Genomic DNA, 14234 nt, shown 5'->3' with positions numbered 1-14234 from the left:
CCGCTCGGTCGACCGAGCGGCGGGCGCCTGCGTGCTCCGCTGTCAGGACCGGTGCCGACCGCTGATCTCCTTGTACTCGGCCGCCGTGGGCTTGATGATCTGGGTGCCCGGGCCGTAGAGGACGCGGCTGAGCCGGACGCGCAGGCGCTGGGTACGAGGCTCGGCCGCGGGGCCGTCCGAGCCCGGCGCAGGTGCGGCGGCCTCCAGGGGCCGGTACTGCTCGTGGGCGGTCAGGACGTATCGCCGCGCCTGGCTGAGCGGCTCGTGGACCTCGACGTACTCGCCGTTCGGAAGACGCTTGACAATGCCGGTCTCGCGCCCGTGCAGCACCTTGTCGCGGTCGCGTGCCTGTAGCCCCAGTGCCACACGCCTGGTGACGGAGAAGGCCACGACCGGGACGGCGAACAGGCCGATGCGCACGGTCCAGGTGACGGAGTTGACGGACACGTGCAGCTGGGTGGCGATCACGTCGTTGGCGGCGCCGATGAGGGCCACCGCGTAGACGCTGAGCCAGGCCACACCCAGGGCGGTGCGCACCGGACGGTTGCGGGGCCGGTCCAGCAGATGCTGGTCGCGGTCGTCGTCCGTGACCCATGCCTCGAGGAACGGATAGGCGCCCATGGCCAGGAAGAGCAGCACGCCGGCCAGCAGCGGCAGGAAGTTGTCCAGGGCCAGGGTGTGGCCCCAGAAGTCGATCTCCCAGCCGGGCATGGTGCGCAGCAGGCCGTCGGCGACGCCCATGTACCAGTCGGGCTGGGAGCCGGCGGAGACCTGGTCGGGACGGAAGGGCCCGTAGTTCCACACGGGGTTGATCTGCGCGACGGCGGCCATGAAGAAGATCACGCCGGACACGAAGCAGAAGTAGGCACCGGCCTTGACGGCGTACACCCTGAGCGGAAGACCGACGACGTTGCCGTTGGTGCGGCCGGGTCCGGGGTACTGCGCGGGCCGGTGGCGTACGGCCAGGACCAGGAGGCCGACGATCAGGGCGGCCATCAGCGCGGGGATGACCAGGACGTGGAGGGTGTTGAAGCGGGCGATCAGGTCCTCGCCGGGGAACTCGCCGCCGAAGAGGAAGAACGACACGTACGTCCCGACGATCGGGATGGAGAGGATCGTGCCGTTCACGACCTGGAGGCCGGTTCCGGACAGCAGGTCGTCGGGCAGGTCGTAGCCGGTCAGCCCGGCGAACATGGCCAGCACGAGGAGCAGGAACCCGAGGACCCAGTTCAGCTCCCGTGGCTTGCGGAACGCGCCGGTGAAGAAGACCCGCATCATCTGCGTGAACACGGCGGCGACGAAGACCAGAGCCGCCCAGTGGTGGGCCTGCCGGATGAGCAGACCGCCGCGGACGCCGAAGGAGATGTGCAGGGTCGAGTCGAAGGCCTCCGACACCAACTGGCCCCGCAGCGGGGTGTAACCGCCCTCGTAGACCACGAGGGCGGAGGACGGGTGGAAGTACAGACTCAGGTAGACACCTGTGACCAGCAGGATGAGGAAACTGTAGAGCGCTGTCTCGCCGAGCATGAACGACCAGTGGTCGGGGAAGACCAGGCGCCGCGCGGAGCCGACCGCACGGCCGTGGCCCAGTCGGCTCTCCGCCCATCGGGCGAGCCTCTCCCCGGTGCGCCCCTGCCCCGGCCCGGCCGGCCGGCTGTCGTTGCCCATCTCTTCACCATTCCGTCCGTGACTGTGATGTTCGGGCAGGATTTGTGAACTGCCGCCACAGTGAAGACAGATGAGACGGCCCGGATGTGACATGGGGTGTCCGCGTCCGCGGGAAGGCGGGCTCCGGGGCGGCGCTCACCCCGGGCCCCGGTGTCAGCGCCGGACGACGTTCTCCGGTTCCTCGCCCGCGGCGAACCGGGCCGGCCGGCGCCGGACGAGCTCTTCGAGGCGGGGCCACAAGGACGGGGTGAAGGCGCCGGCGTGCGGGGTGATCAGTACCCCGGGCGCTCCCCGGAGTGATGCCCCGCGGGCAGCGGCCCGGGGCTGAGCATCGACATGGACCCCCCTGGGTGAGGAAGCTGGTCGCCACGGGCCGCCGCGACGAGGCCGAGTCCTACACCGACCACCTCGTCGAACAGTGCCGGCGGATCCTGCTGACCCAGGACATCGGGGTGCTCGCCGCCACCACCCCGCTCATGGAGCGCTCACCGTGTGACACACGGTCAGTGAGGCATGAGCAGCATCACGGCCGTCCCCAGCGCCATCGCGCCGTCGCGCACGTGCCCGTACGGGTCCGTCGCGGCGGCGCGGTGCGCGGTGTCCGTGGCCGACCTGAGCGAGGGCATGGGACGGGTCAGCGACCGTAACGCACAGGCCAGGAGATACACCGTCAGCAGGCCGGTGATCCCGGCGGCCGTCGCCGAGGCGTCCGCTCCATGGCCGAGGGCGGCGGTGTGGTGCGCGGCCGGGACGCCGTCTGCCAGGGTCTCGTGGGAGTGGGCCGCCCCGCCGTGGGAAGTGCGCAGCATCCAGGCCATCGCCGCCATGCCGACCGCGGGCGGCAGCCGGTGCAGGACGTCCGCCGCTCCGTTCGCCGTACGGCCGGCTCCGTCCGTCGTACGGCCGGCTCCGTCCCTCGTGCGGCGGTGCAGGGCGGTCAGTGGGAACCACACGGCGGCGGCCGTGAAGAGGGCCACCGTGGTGCGGCCGGACAGCGAGTGGCCGACGCCCCACGGCATCGCCGCCATGGCCGCGGCCATGGCGAAGTGCAGGAGGTGGTCCACCCGGTCACGGAGGGCCGTGCCAGGCGAGCGGACGCCGTGGCGCAGTGCGTGTGCCGCCAGGAGGGCGAAGAGCACCGTCAGCATGCCGTGCACGGCGTCGGCGGGGGTGCTCACGCAGACGCCCCGTCCCCGATGCCGACACAGGGCCGCGTGATGACGTACGTCATCCCTCTCCTCCTCGTTGCCGTCGTGCCGTCATGCCGTCGAACCCGTCACCGGCCGACTCATGCGGCCGTCGGGTTCGTCGATACATCGATACATCGATACGACCGGAGACATCGCCACGGTGTGACACCCGCACACCATGTGCTCACCATCGCCCGTCCCACCTCGCACCGAACCGGTGTCACCAGCCGCCGCCGGGCCCGGTGTCACAAACCGCCGCCCGGCCCGGTCCTAGTCAGTGACCACCCAGAGCGACGGGAGCGAACGTGCCTATCACCGAACGACGTCTGGCCACCACGGTGCTGGTGATCGGCACCGGCGGGGCCGGCCTACGCGCGGCGATCGAACTGGCCGAGGCCGGCGTCGATGTCATCGCCGTCGGCAAGCGCCCCAAGGAGGACACCCACACCTCCCTGGCCGCCGGCGGGATCAACGCGGCCCTGGCCACGATGGACCCCGAGGACAGCTGGCAGCAGCACGCGGCCGACACCCTCAAGGAGAGTTACCTGCTCGGCGACCCCCGCACCGCCGAGATCGTCACCAAGGGCGCGGCCCTGGGCATCGACGACCTGGAGCGCTACGGCATGGCCTTCGCCCGCGAAGAGGACGGCCGGATCTCGCAGCGCTTCTTCGGCGCCCACACGTTCCGCCGCACCGCCTTCGCAGGCGACTACACCGGCCTGGAGATCCAGCGCACCCTCATCCGGCGCGCGACCCAGCTGGACATACCGGTGCTCGACAGCGTCTACATCACACGCCTGCTGGTCAACGACGGTGCCGTCTTCGGGGCCTACGGCTTCGACCTCGGCAACGGCACCCGTCACCTGATCCACGCGGACGCCGTCATCCTCGCGGCCGGCGGGCACACCCGTATCTGGCGGCGCACCTCCTCGCGACGGGACGAGAACACCGGTGACTCCTTCCGCCTCGCGGTCGACGCCGGGGCCCGTCTGCGCGACCCGGAGCTGGTCCAGTTCCACCCCTCCGGCATCATCGAACCGGAGAACGCCGCCGGCACCCTGGTCAGCGAGGCGGCCCGTGGCGAGGGCGGCATCCTGCGCAACGCCCTCGGCGAGCGGTACATGAACCGCTACGACCCCCGGCGCATGGAACTGTCCACGCGCGACCGCGTGGCGCTCGCCTCGTACACCGAGATCAAGGAAGGCCGCGGCACCCCCAACGGCGGGGTGTGGCTCGACGTCTCCCACCTGCCCCGCCAGACGATCATGCAGCGGCTCCCCCGGGTCTACCAGACGCTCCTCGAACTGCAAATGCTCGACATCACCCGCGAGCCCATCGAGGTCGCCCCCACGGCGCACTACTCCATGGGCGGCGTCTGGGTCCGCCCCGAGGACCACAGCACCGACGTCCACGGCCTGTACGCCATCGGCGAGGCGTCCAGTGGTCTGCACGGTGCCAACCGCCTCGGCGGCAACAGTCTCATCGAGCTCCTCGTCTACGGCCGCATCACCGCCCAGGCCGCGGCCGCCTACGCGGACTCACTCACCGCGCAGCCCCGCTCCGCGGCCGCCGTGGCACGGGCCCGAGCCGAAGTCGACGGGCTGCTCGCCGCGGAGGGACCCGAGAACGTCCGCGCCTTGCAGCGCACCATCCGCAACACCATGACCGAACACGCCGGTGTCGTCCGTGACGAACAGGGGCTGCGCGCCGGCCTGGCGGAACTGGACATCATCGAGAAGCGCATGGAGGACGTCGGGGTCCACCCCGACATCGCGGGCTTCCAGGATCTCGCCCATGCCTTCGACCTCAGGTCGGCCGCCCTGGCGGCCCGCGCCACCCTCGAAGCGGCACTGGAACGCCGGGAGACCCGCGGTTGCCACAACCGCAGTGATTTCCCGGACACGGATCCCGCGTTCCGCGTCAATCTCGTCTGGTCCCCGACGACCGGAATCACCCACGAAAGCATTCCGCCCGTCCCGGACGAGATCGCTTCCCTCATGGCGGACGTCTCCACCGAGGGAAAGCTCGTCGAATAGCCCTGGTCGACATTTGCACATTCCGTTCCACGAAAGGATTTCCCTCATGAAGGTCGTAGTCATCGGCGGTACCGGACTGATCGGCTCCAAGCTGGTCGCCAAGCTCGGCGAGCACGGTCACGAGGCGGTGCCGGCCGCCCCGAACACCGGCGTGAACACGCTCACGGGCGAGGGCCTGGCCGAGGTCCTGGACGGCGCCTCGGTCGTCGTCGACGTCTCCAACTCGCCCTCCTTCGCGGACGACGCCGTCATGGAGTTCTTCCGCACCTCGACCACCAATCTCCTCAAGGCGGAGGCGAACGCCGGTGTGACCCACCACGTGGCCCTGTCCGTGGTCGGCACGGAACGGCTCCAGGAGAGCGGCTACTTCCGCGCCAAGCAGGCGCAGGAGGGTCTGATCAAGGACTCGGGCATCCCGTACTCGATCGTCCACGCCACGCAGTTCTTCGAGTTCATGAAGGGCATCGCCGAGTCGGCGACCGACGGTGACACCGTCCGGCTGGCCCCGGTCAGGATCCGGCCCGTCCACTCCGACGACGTGGCCGCCGCCGTCGGCCGCACCGCCGTCGGCACCCCTGTCAACGGGGTGGTGGAGGTCGCGGGACCCGACGTGTTCCGGCTCGACGAGCTGATCCGCAAGGGCCTGGCCGCCAAGAAGGACCCGCGCACGGTCGTGGCCGACGTGCACGCCCCGTACTTCGGCGCGGAGTTGCGGGAGACCACGCTGCTCCCCGGCCCGGACGCGCACATCGCGGACACCCGTTTCACCGACTGGCTCGCGCAGCAGCAGCGCTGAGCCGTCGGGGGCGGGCCCGGGGCAGGGCCCGCCCCGGCAAAAAGGGGCTTGTCGTCCGCATCGCGGCACGGCAGGTCCCTTTTGCCATGCACGGCAGACCCCCTTTTTCATGCACGGCAGACCTCTTTCCATGTCCGTCGAGAAAATCGCCGCGAAAGTGTCACGAAACGCCTGCACGGCCGGTCACTTCGGGCGGAGAGCACCGACAACAAAAGAACGGAGGCCGAGGATCATGCATCCGGAGGCGCCCACCATGGAAAGCGACCTGAGCGACGCCGTTTCCGTCTTCGTCGAACTCCGGCCACGCCTTTTCGGCATCGCCTATCGCGTACTGGGCAGTGCGGTGGAGGCCGAGGACGTCGTGCAGGAGGTGTGGCTGCGGTGGCAGCGGACCGATCGTGCCGTCGTGGTCAGCCCCGTGGCGTTCCTGTCGAGCACCACCACGCGGCTGGCCATCAACGTGGCCCAGTCGGCCCGCGTCCGCCGCGAGACCTACATCGGCCCGTGGCTGCCCGAGCCCGTCGACACCAGCAACGACCCGGAGGCCGGCGCCGAACGGGCCGAGGCGCTGGAACTCGCCCTGCTCCTGGTGCTGGAGAAACTGCCTCCGACCGAACGGGCCGCGTACGTCCTGAGGGAAGCCTTCGACTACGCCTATCCCGACATCGCGCGCATCCTCCGGCTCAGCCCCGTCAACGTCCGCAAGATCGTGAGCCGGGCGCGCAAGCACCTCACCGACGACCAGCGGGACAGCGTCGACGCCGCCGAGCACCAGAAGCTGCTCCACGCCTTCGTCGCCGCCGCCCGGCAGGGGGACACGGCCTCGCTGGAGGCGCTGCTCACGCCGGATGTGGTCAGCCTGTCCGACGGGAACGGCATCCGGGGAGCGGCCCGGGTCCCCGTCCTGGGGCGGGCCCGCGTGGCGAACCTGTCGACCGCGTATCCACGGTTCTGGCCGACGGTCGAGGTGGAACCGGTCGAGGCCAACGGACGGAGCGGCATCCTGCTCCACCGGGACGGCCGGCCCGCCACCTTCATGACCGTCGCGGCCACGCACCGTGGCATTCACCAGGTGCTGTGGGTGTTCGACCCGGGCAAGATCGCCGCCTTCCTCGCCTCCCGCCACCGCTCCCGCGATGCGATCGTCAGCGGTGTCTGGGCGGCACCGCTGTCCGGTCGCCTCACGGGCGAGGGCGGTTCCAGGAGCGCAGTTTGTCGGGGTTGAGGACGGCCCAGACCTGTACGACACGGGAGCCGGCCACGTCGAGGCCGACGACGGCGGCGACCTGGCCGTCACAGCGGGCGACGAGACCGGTGCGTCCGTTGACAGGACAGGTGCGCAAGGTGGTGCGCGGATGCCGGGCGAGCAGGGTCAGCAGGCTCCGCGCGACCCGTTCGCGGCCGGTCACGGGCCGGGCCAGGGTGCGGACCTTGCCTCCGCCGTCGAAGAACGCGCAGGCGTCGGGGGCCAGCAGGGACGCGAGGCGGTCGGTGTCCCCGTCGGCGCAGGACTGGCGCACGGCGTGGGCGATCTCGTCCTGCCGACGCGGTGGGGCCGGCCGTGCGCGCCGGGCCCGGAGACTGTGCAGGGCCCGGTCCGTCGACGCCCCGCCTCCCGGATCGCAGCCATCCGGTCCGGTGCCTGCCGGGCGTGTGCATCCCGGTTCCGTGCACGCCGGCTCGGACTGTCCCGCGCTGCCCTCGGCCGTACCCGCGATCGCGTACGCCTCCGTGTCCGCCACCGTTCCCTCGACGTCGTCGCGCCCGAACGCGGCCTGCTCGGCGGGTGACAGCGTGTCCCACGTCCGCAGCAGCAGGGCGATGCCGCTCACCGCCCGGGTCAGCCAGGCCCGCGGCGTCATGATCCGCGCCCGCTGGTGCACGCAGAGCCCGTACCACTCCCGGTAGGCCTCGTCGATGACGCGCTCGGCGGCGATGACGCTGCCCAGCAGCCCGTGAGCGACCTCCAGCAGATGCCGCCGCTCGTCGAGCAACTCCGCGATCGGCATGGTGTCATCGACAAGTTCCACACCGTCTCCTTCTTCCGGACGCCCCGTCAGCATCGCTGTGTCTTCCGTCGGTTGTCAGCTAGACCGGACGTCGGCGCGGGTTGTGACATCCACCGAGCTGTCACAGCTACTCGCACTGCCCGGTCAATGCGGTGTCGACAGCTCGCGGCAATGCCCGCCCGAGCCCCGGAGCGAAGAAGAAGAGGAAGGACGAGCGGATGCCCCGCAGCGCTGACCCGCAGACCGATCTCGCCGGCGCCACCGTGTCGCTCGCGGCGGAGGCCGCCCTGCTCGAGGGACGGCTGAGCCTGCTACGAGAGGCGCTCGAGACGGTGGACGCGCGCATTGACGCGGTCTCCGAGACCCTTGGGCGGCTGCGGCGCCCGGCGGGCCGCCGGGCGGCGGGCGGGGTGCGTACGGGTGGACGCGGTGAACCGTCGTAGCGCGACAAGTCTCCCTCCGCAGCAGGCAGTTACGGGCGGCGGGCGCTCTCAGTGGGGCGCCCGCCGCCCGGCGGTGTCACGGGCCGCCCGTCAGGCGGCGGCGTCCGTGGGCTCGTCCGTGGGCTCGTCCGTGGGCTCGTCCGTGGGCTCGTCCGTGGGCTCGTCCGTGGGCTCCTCGCCCCGGCGTACGTCGCCGCGGGAGACGAAGGCCTCCCTCGGGTGCTGGACCGAGGCGAGGGAGACGATGTCGCGGCCGTAGCAGGCGGCGGTGGCCCACACGGTGAACACACGGGCCTTGCGCTCCCAGCTCGGTACGGCCAGGACGTGGTAGCCCCGGTGCATCAGCCAGGCCGGGAAACCCTTGATGACCAGGCGCCGGTACTGGAAGATGCCACGGCCGAGCCCGAGCGTGGCCACCACGCCCAGACTGTGGTGCACGTAGTCCTTGACGGGCCGCCCGCGCAGTGACGCCACGATGTTCCTCGCCAGCAACTTGCCCTGGCGGACGGCGTGCTGGGCGTTGGGCACCGTACGGGCGTCCGGGCGGCCGGCCGCGAGGTCGGGCACCGAGGCGTCGTCGCCGGCCGCCCAGACGTCCGCCACGACCTCGGTGTCCGTGCCGACCCGGAGATCCGCGCGCACGGTCAGCAGACCGCGTTCGTCGACGGGCAGGTCCGTGTGATTGTGCACGATCGGGTTGGAGGCGTTGCCCGCCGCCCACACGAGCAGACCCGAGTCGTACTCCTCTCCGTTCGACAGCACGACGTGTCCGTCCTTCGCGGAGACGAGCTGCGTGTCGAGGTGCACCCGCGCACCCCGCTTCTCCAGCGAGCGCACCACCCACTCCCCCGGCCGGTCGGTGACCTCGGGCAGGATGCGGCCCCGCGCCTCGACGAGATGGAAGGCCGGTTCCCCGGCACCGATCTCCGGATAGTGCTTGAGGAGCGCGGTCGCCAGGCCCAGCAGTTCGCCGAAGCCCTCCACCCCGGAGAAGCCGCCGCCGACGAAGGTGGCGGTGAGCAGTTTGCGGCGTTCGGGTCCGCGCGGCAGGGTGGCCGCGCGGTCGAACGAGGTGAGCAGCCGGTCCCGGATCGCCACGGCCTCCTCGACATGCTTCAGCCCGTACGCCTGGTCGCTCAGCCCCGGGACCGGGAAGGTGCGGGTGACGGCTCCGGCCGTCACCACCAGCAGGTCGTAGCGGAGGTCGAAGTCGGGTCCGGCCGCCGGCCGGACCGTGACCGTGCGCGCGCTGTTGCGGATCTCCGTCACCGAGCCCGCGATCAGCCGGGTCCGGCGCAGATGCCGCCGGAGCGAGACGGCGGCGTGGCGGGCCTCCACGGACCCGGCGACCACCTCGGGCAGGAACGGCTGGTACGTCATGTACGGGCGGGGGTCGACCACGGTGACGCGCGCCTCGCCGCGCCGCAGCTTCTTCTCCAGGCCCCACGCGGTGTAGAAACCGGCGTAGCCGCCGCCCACGATCAAGATCTCACGCACGGTGTCCTCTGTTCCTCTCGGCTTCACCCCTCTAGACCGGTCGGCACCATGTGATGTGACAGCACGCGGACGAGATCGGGGCGCAGGCAGGCGACGCGGCGTCCCGACTGCGCGTCATCCTGCCACACTGTTGCCGCTGCTCTTCTGGCGCAAAACAGTGTCACACCTTCCGCCGCTGTTCGGTCAACTGTGTGGAGGCGAGCTCAGCAGTCGGCTCGCGCCACGTCGGAAAACACGCATCTCGTATGCCAGTCTGGAGTCAGCATGCTCTCCCGCCAGTCGGCACAGACGGTCCGGGACACGCTCCCGGCCGTAGGAGCCTCCCTCGGCACCATCACCGAGCTGTTCTACCGCCGGATGTTCGAGGAGCGTCCCGAGCTTCTGCGTGACCTGTTCAACCGCGCGAACCAGGCCAACGGCGCCCAGCGCGAAGCCCTCGCCGGCGCCGTCGCCGCCTTCGCGGTGGCGCTCGTGGACCATCCCGACGAGCGCCCCGACGCGATGCTGGGCCGCATCGCGAACAAGCACGCATCGCTCGGCATCACCTCCGACCAGTACACCCTGGTCGCCCGTCACCTCCTCGCGGCCGTCGCGGAGGTCCTCGGCGACGCCGTGACCCCGGCGGTGGCGGCAGCCTGGGACGAGGTGTACTGGCTCATGGCCAACGCCCTCGTCGCCATGGAGGCCCGCCTGTACGCCCGGGCCCAGGTCGAGGACGGCGCGGTCTGGCGGACCATGGAGATCGCCGAGCGCCACGAGGAGACCCCGGACGCCGCCTCCTTCGTCCTGCGCCCCGCCGACGGGTCGCCCACCGGACCGTTCGTCCCCGGCCAGTACGTCAGCGTGCGGGTGGAACTGCCCGACGGAGCCCGCCAGATCCGGCAGTACAGCCTCTCCACCGCTCGCGGCCGCGAGACCTGGCGCATCACCGTGAAGCGCGAGCGCTCCGCCGACGGCCGTGTGCCCGAGGGGGAGGTCTCCTCCTGGCTGCACGCCCACGCCCGCCCCGGTGACACCCTGCGGGTCTCGCTGCCCTTCGGCGACCTCCTCCTCCCCGAGGGCGACGGCCCGCTCCTGCTCGCCTCGGCCGGCATCGGTGTCACCCCCATGCCGGCCATGCTGGAGCACCTGGCCGTCGCCTCGCCCGACCGTGCCGTGACCGTCGTCCACGCCGACCGCTCCCCCGCGCTCCACGCCCACCGCCGGGAACTCGACGCACTCGTCGGACGGCTCCCCAACGCCTCGCTGCACCTGTGGTACGAGGACACCGCGGACCACCCGGACGCCCTGGCGGACCACGTCAACGAGGGCTGGGCGGACCTCACCCGCCTGTCCCCGAGCCCCGGCACCACGGCCTTCCTGTGCGGCCCGCTGTCCTTCATGAAGGCCGTCCGCACCGACCTGCTGGCCCACGGCCTCGACCCCGGAGCCATCCACTACGAGGTGTTCGGCTGCGACCTGTGGCTCAGCAAGTAGCGGCTCCCCACGGGCTCGCGTCCGCACCACCCCCACCCGCCGAGAGGTCTTACGGACCTGTGACGCCGGTACCGTCCCCCTCGTTCCGGCGGTCCGCCGCCCCTAGCGTGAGCGTATGCGTGTACTGGTCACCGGCGGTGCCGGCTTCATCGGGTCCCATGTCGTCGAGGCGCTGTCGGAGCACGGGCACGAGCCCGTGGTGTACGACGTGCGGTCCGGGCCCGAATCGGACGTGCGCGACCCCGTCGCCGTACGCAGGGCGCTGGCCGGAGTGGACGCCGTGTGCCACCAGGCGGCGATGGTCGGCCTCGGCACCGGCTTCACGGACGCGGCGGAATACGTCTCCCGCAACGACCTCGGCACCGCCGTGCTGCTGAGCGCGATGGCCGAGGCGGGCGTGCGCCGCCTGGTGCTGGCCGGGTCGATGGTGGTGTACGGCGAGGGCCGCTACCGCTGCGAAGGGCACGGCGTGGTGCGGCCGGGACCGCGGACCGTCGCCGACCTCGACGCGGGCCGCTTCGAGCCGCGCTGCCCGGTGTGCGGCGCGGGCCTCGAACCCGGCCTGATCGGCGAGGACGCCCCGGCCGACCCGCGCAACGTGTACGCCACGACCAAGCTCGCCCAGGAGCACCTGGCCGCCGCGTGGGCCCGCGCCACGGGCGGCACCGCGGTGTCGCTGCGCTACCACAACGTCTACGGCCCCGGCATGCCCCGCGACACCCCGTACGCGGGCGTCGCCTCCTTCTTCCGCTCCGCGCTCGCCCGGGACGAGGCACCGCGCGTCTTCGAGGACGGCGGCCAGCGCCGGGACTTCGTGCACGTGCGGGACGTCGCCTCGGCCAACGTCGCGGCGCTGGAGTCGACTTCGCGGGACGGAGCCCTCACCGTGTACAACACCGGCAGCGGGGAGCCGCACACGGTGGGCGAGATGGCCCGTGCCCTGGCGGCGGCGTACGGGGGTCCGGAACCGGTCGTCACCGGCGAGTACCGCCTGGGCGACGTCCGGCACATCACGGCCGACTCGGCGCGGCTGCGCACGGAGCTGGGCTGGCAGCCACGGGTCGAATTCGAGGCGGGCATGCGGGAGTTCGCGCGGTCCGGGATGCGCCGGCAACAGCCTTGACGGTGCGGTACCCGGCCTTCAACCAGCAACGCGGTACCCGGCCCTCATCCGGTGCGGGCGGGCAACAGCACTTCGAAGCGGCAGCCGCCGGGCACGTTGCGCACGGTGGCCCGGCCCTCGTGGGCCTCGACGATCCCGCGCACGATGGCGAGGCCGAGTCCCGCTCCGGCGGGCGGCGTCCGTGCGTGCGTGCCGCGCCAGCCGGTGTCGAAGACGCGCGGCAGGTCCTCGTCGGGGATGCCGCCGCAGCCGTCCGTCACCGACAGGACCACGCCGTCGGGACCGCGTTCGGCGGCGACGGCGACCGTGCCGTCCGCCGGGGTGCGGCGGATGGCGTTCACCAGGAGGTTGCCGAGCACCCGGCTCATCTCCTTGCCGTCCACCTCGACCGGCACCGGCTCGACCCGGTCGCCGACGAGCCGCACCCCGTGTTCGCGGGCGAGCGCGTCCGCCCCGGACAGGGCGTCCCCGACGAGGTCGTACAGGGAGATCCGGGACGGGGAGAGCGTGAGGGTGCCGGCGTGGATGCGGGACAGTTCGAAGAGGTCGCCGACCATGCCGTTGAGGCGTTCCACCTCGGTGCGGATCTGCCGCAGATAGCGGTCGGGGTCCGCGGCCACGCCGTCCTCCAGGGCCTCGGCCATCGCGCGCAGCCCGGCCAGCGGGGTGCGCAGGTCGTGCGAGATCCAGGCGACGAGTTCGCGCCGGGAGGTCTCCAGGGCGCGTTCCCGCTTGCGGGACTCGGCGAGCCGGGCGCTGGTGTGCTCCAGTTCCCGGCTGAGCGCGGCGAGTTCGGCGGTGGCGGGTCCGTCGGGCGAGGTGAAGGCGCCGCCGTCGCCGAAGGAGCGGGCGGCGAGCGTCAGGGCGCGGCTGCGGGCGGCGACCCAGCGGCCCAGGAGCAGCGCGGTGACCAGGGAGACCACGGCGGCCATCGCGACGACGGTCGTGACGACCTTCAGATCGTGCCCCGACAGGAACATGGCCCGAGCGACGGCGAGGGTGCCCGCGAGCATGGCGGTGACGGCGACGGCGGCGACCACGCCGAGGTGCAGGGCGAGCGAACGGCGCCGGATCAGCAGCAGCACACCGGCACCGAACAGCCCGGCCACGGCGGCCCCGAGGAAGGCGAACAGGGCGATGAGCAGGTCGTCCCGCACGTTCACACCTCCCGGCCGGAGGCGTCGGAGACACCTGCACCGTCCGGAACGTCCGCGTCGTCGGCGGCCTGGAAGCGGTAACCGACGCCCCACACCGTCTGGATCAGCCGGGGCCGCGCCGGGTCGTCCTCGACCTTGCCGCGCAGCCTGCGCACGTGCACGGTGACGGTCGACAGGTCGCCGAAGTCCCAGCCCCACACCTCCCGCATCAGGTCCTCCCGGCCGTGCACCCGCCCGGGGTGGCGCAGGAAGAAGGCGAGGAGGTCGAACTCGCGGATGGTAAGGGCGAGTTCCGTACCGCCCTTGAGAGCGCGGCGGGCCTGCGGGTCGACCGTGAGACCGGCCGCGCGCAGCACCCCGGCGGGTTGCGCGGGCCGGCTGCGGCGCAGCACGGACTCGACGCGCAGGACGAGTTCGCGGGGGCTGAAGGGTTTGGTGACGTAGTCGTCGGCGCCGACCTCGAGGCCGAGGATGCGTTCGTCCTCGTCGCCGCGTGCGGTGAGCATGATGACCGGTACGGGCCCCTGCCCGCGCATCCGCCGGCAGACTTCGAGCCCGTCCATGCCGGGCAGCATCAGGTCGAGGACGACGAGGTCGGGCCAGTGGCCGGCGGCGCGCGCAAGAGCCTCGGGGCCGTCACCGGCCCGGTCGACCACGTATCCGGCCCGGTCCAGATACCCGGAGACGACCTCGGCGACGGTGGGGTCGTCGTCCACGACGAGTACCCGGGCTCCGGTCCGTGCGTGCTGCTGCTGTGTCATGCCGCAAGCCTCGCACCGGAGGCGTGCGGGTGTCGTTCCCGGCCCCGCGACGTCCGTGTTTCGTAAGGAGCGCGCGTC

At 71.9% G+C, this 14234-nt stretch carries 12 protein-coding genes; 6 read left to right on the top strand and 6 right to left on the bottom strand.

Translation table 11 applies throughout. The features are described 5' to 3' along the window. Positions 1-42: 42 nt before the first annotated feature. Positions 43-1668 (bottom strand): cytochrome bc complex cytochrome b subunit, encoded by a 1626-nt coding sequence (locus ACFV6E_RS38050; RefSeq protein WP_385468014.1) that lies wholly within the window; start codon positions 1666-1668, stop codon positions 43-45. 503 nt (positions 1669-2171) lie between these two features. Then, complete coding sequence (locus tag ACFV6E_RS38045; RefSeq protein WP_385468011.1) at positions 2172-2846, bottom strand: DUF5134 domain-containing protein; 675 nt, start codon at positions 2844-2846, stop codon at positions 2172-2174. Between the two features lie 317 nt (positions 2847-3163). On the opposite strand from ACFV6E_RS38045, the gene ACFV6E_RS38040 reads away from it, so the two are divergent. The 3 genes from ACFV6E_RS38040 to ACFV6E_RS38030 all read left to right on the top strand — a co-directional run bounded on the left by ACFV6E_RS38040 (position 3164) and on the right by ACFV6E_RS38030 (position 6915). Continuing rightward, on the top strand, positions 3164-4894 hold the full coding sequence (locus ACFV6E_RS38040; protein ID WP_385468008.1) for an L-aspartate oxidase: 1731 nt from the start codon (positions 3164-3166) through the stop codon (positions 4892-4894). Positions 4895-4940: 46 nt separating this feature from the next. Continuing rightward, positions 4941-5690 carry an SDR family oxidoreductase gene (locus ACFV6E_RS38035; protein ID WP_385468005.1) on the top strand — a complete coding sequence of 250 codons (750 nt, stop codon included), beginning with the start codon at positions 4941-4943 and terminating at the stop codon, positions 5688-5690. Between the two features lie 253 nt (positions 5691-5943). After that, positions 5944-6915 carry an RNA polymerase sigma-70 factor gene (locus tag ACFV6E_RS38030; protein WP_385468002.1) on the top strand — a complete coding sequence of 324 codons (972 nt, stop codon included), beginning with the start codon at positions 5944-5946 and terminating at the stop codon, positions 6913-6915. Here ACFV6E_RS38030 and ACFV6E_RS38025 read toward each other — a convergent pair. Then, the gene (locus tag ACFV6E_RS38025) at positions 6872-7720 is read right to left on the bottom strand and encodes an RNA polymerase subunit sigma (RefSeq protein WP_385467999.1); all 849 of its coding nucleotides are present in this window, start codon (positions 7718-7720) and stop codon (positions 6872-6874) included. The two genes, ACFV6E_RS38030 and ACFV6E_RS38025, sit on opposite strands and share 44 nt — an antisense overlap. Before the next feature lie 197 nt (positions 7721-7917). Here ACFV6E_RS38025 and ACFV6E_RS38020 point away from each other — a divergent pair, with 197 nt between their 5' ends. Continuing rightward, positions 7918-8142, top strand: a complete 225-nt coding sequence (locus tag ACFV6E_RS38020) for a hypothetical protein (protein WP_385171746.1) — start codon at positions 7918-7920, stop codon at positions 8140-8142. Between the two features lie 90 nt (positions 8143-8232). Here ACFV6E_RS38020 and ACFV6E_RS38015 read toward each other — a convergent pair whose 3' ends face one another. Then, the gene (locus tag ACFV6E_RS38015; protein ID WP_385467997.1) at positions 8233-9639 is read right to left on the bottom strand and encodes an FAD-dependent oxidoreductase; all 1407 of its coding nucleotides are present in this window, start codon (positions 9637-9639) and stop codon (positions 8233-8235) included. Positions 9640-9903: 264 nt separating this feature from the next. Between ACFV6E_RS38015 and ACFV6E_RS38010 the strand changes: the two genes are divergently transcribed. Together ACFV6E_RS38010 and ACFV6E_RS38005 are read left to right on the top strand one after the other, a co-directional pair. Further along, positions 9904-11115, top strand: a complete 1212-nt coding sequence (locus ACFV6E_RS38010) for a globin domain-containing protein (RefSeq protein WP_385467995.1) — start codon at positions 9904-9906, stop codon at positions 11113-11115. Positions 11116-11230: 115 nt separating this feature from the next. After that, on the top strand, positions 11231-12238 hold the full coding sequence (locus tag ACFV6E_RS38005) for an NAD-dependent epimerase/dehydratase family protein (RefSeq protein WP_385467992.1): 1008 nt from the start codon (positions 11231-11233) through the stop codon (positions 12236-12238). A gap of 44 nt (positions 12239-12282) precedes the next feature. On the opposite strand, the gene ACFV6E_RS38000 is transcribed toward ACFV6E_RS38005, so the two are convergent. Both ACFV6E_RS38000 and ACFV6E_RS37995 read right to left on the bottom strand, forming a co-directional pair. Next, positions 12283-13395 carry a sensor histidine kinase gene (locus ACFV6E_RS38000; protein WP_385467989.1) on the bottom strand — a complete coding sequence of 371 codons (1113 nt, stop codon included), beginning with the start codon at positions 13393-13395 and terminating at the stop codon, positions 12283-12285. Positions 13396-13397: 2 nt separating this feature from the next. Continuing rightward, complete coding sequence (locus ACFV6E_RS37995) at positions 13398-14156, bottom strand: response regulator transcription factor (protein ID WP_385171758.1); 759 nt, start codon at positions 14154-14156, stop codon at positions 13398-13400. Positions 14157-14234 lie beyond the last annotated feature (78 nt).

It is taken from the genome of Streptomyces sp. NPDC059785, assembly GCF_042732375.1.
Lineage (GTDB): Bacteria > Actinomycetota > Actinomycetes > Streptomycetales > Streptomycetaceae > Streptomyces.
Note: the sequence above shows the minus strand (reverse complement) of the source record. Positions and strands in the feature narration are given on the sequence as shown.

Coding starts and splice junctions, on each gene's coding strand:
- ACFV6E_RS38010 (WP_385467995.1), top strand. CDS start 9,904: ATGCTCTCCCGCCAGTCGGCACAGACGGTCCGGGACACGCTCCCGGCC.
- ACFV6E_RS38020 (WP_385171746.1), top strand. CDS start 7,918: ATGCCCCGCAGCGCTGACCCGCAGACCGATCTCGCCGGCGCCACCGTG.
- ACFV6E_RS37995 (WP_385171758.1), bottom strand. CDS start 14,156: ATGACACAGCAGCAGCACGCACGGACCGGAGCCCGGGTACTCGTCGTG.
- ACFV6E_RS38035 (WP_385468005.1), top strand. CDS start 4,941: ATGAAGGTCGTAGTCATCGGCGGTACCGGACTGATCGGCTCCAAGCTG.
- ACFV6E_RS38050 (WP_385468014.1), bottom strand. CDS start 1,668: ATGGGCAACGACAGCCGGCCGGCCGGGCCGGGGCAGGGGCGCACCGGG.
- ACFV6E_RS38005 (WP_385467992.1), top strand. CDS start 11,231: ATGCGTGTACTGGTCACCGGCGGTGCCGGCTTCATCGGGTCCCATGTC.
- ACFV6E_RS38030 (WP_385468002.1), top strand. CDS start 5,944: ATGGAAAGCGACCTGAGCGACGCCGTTTCCGTCTTCGTCGAACTCCGG.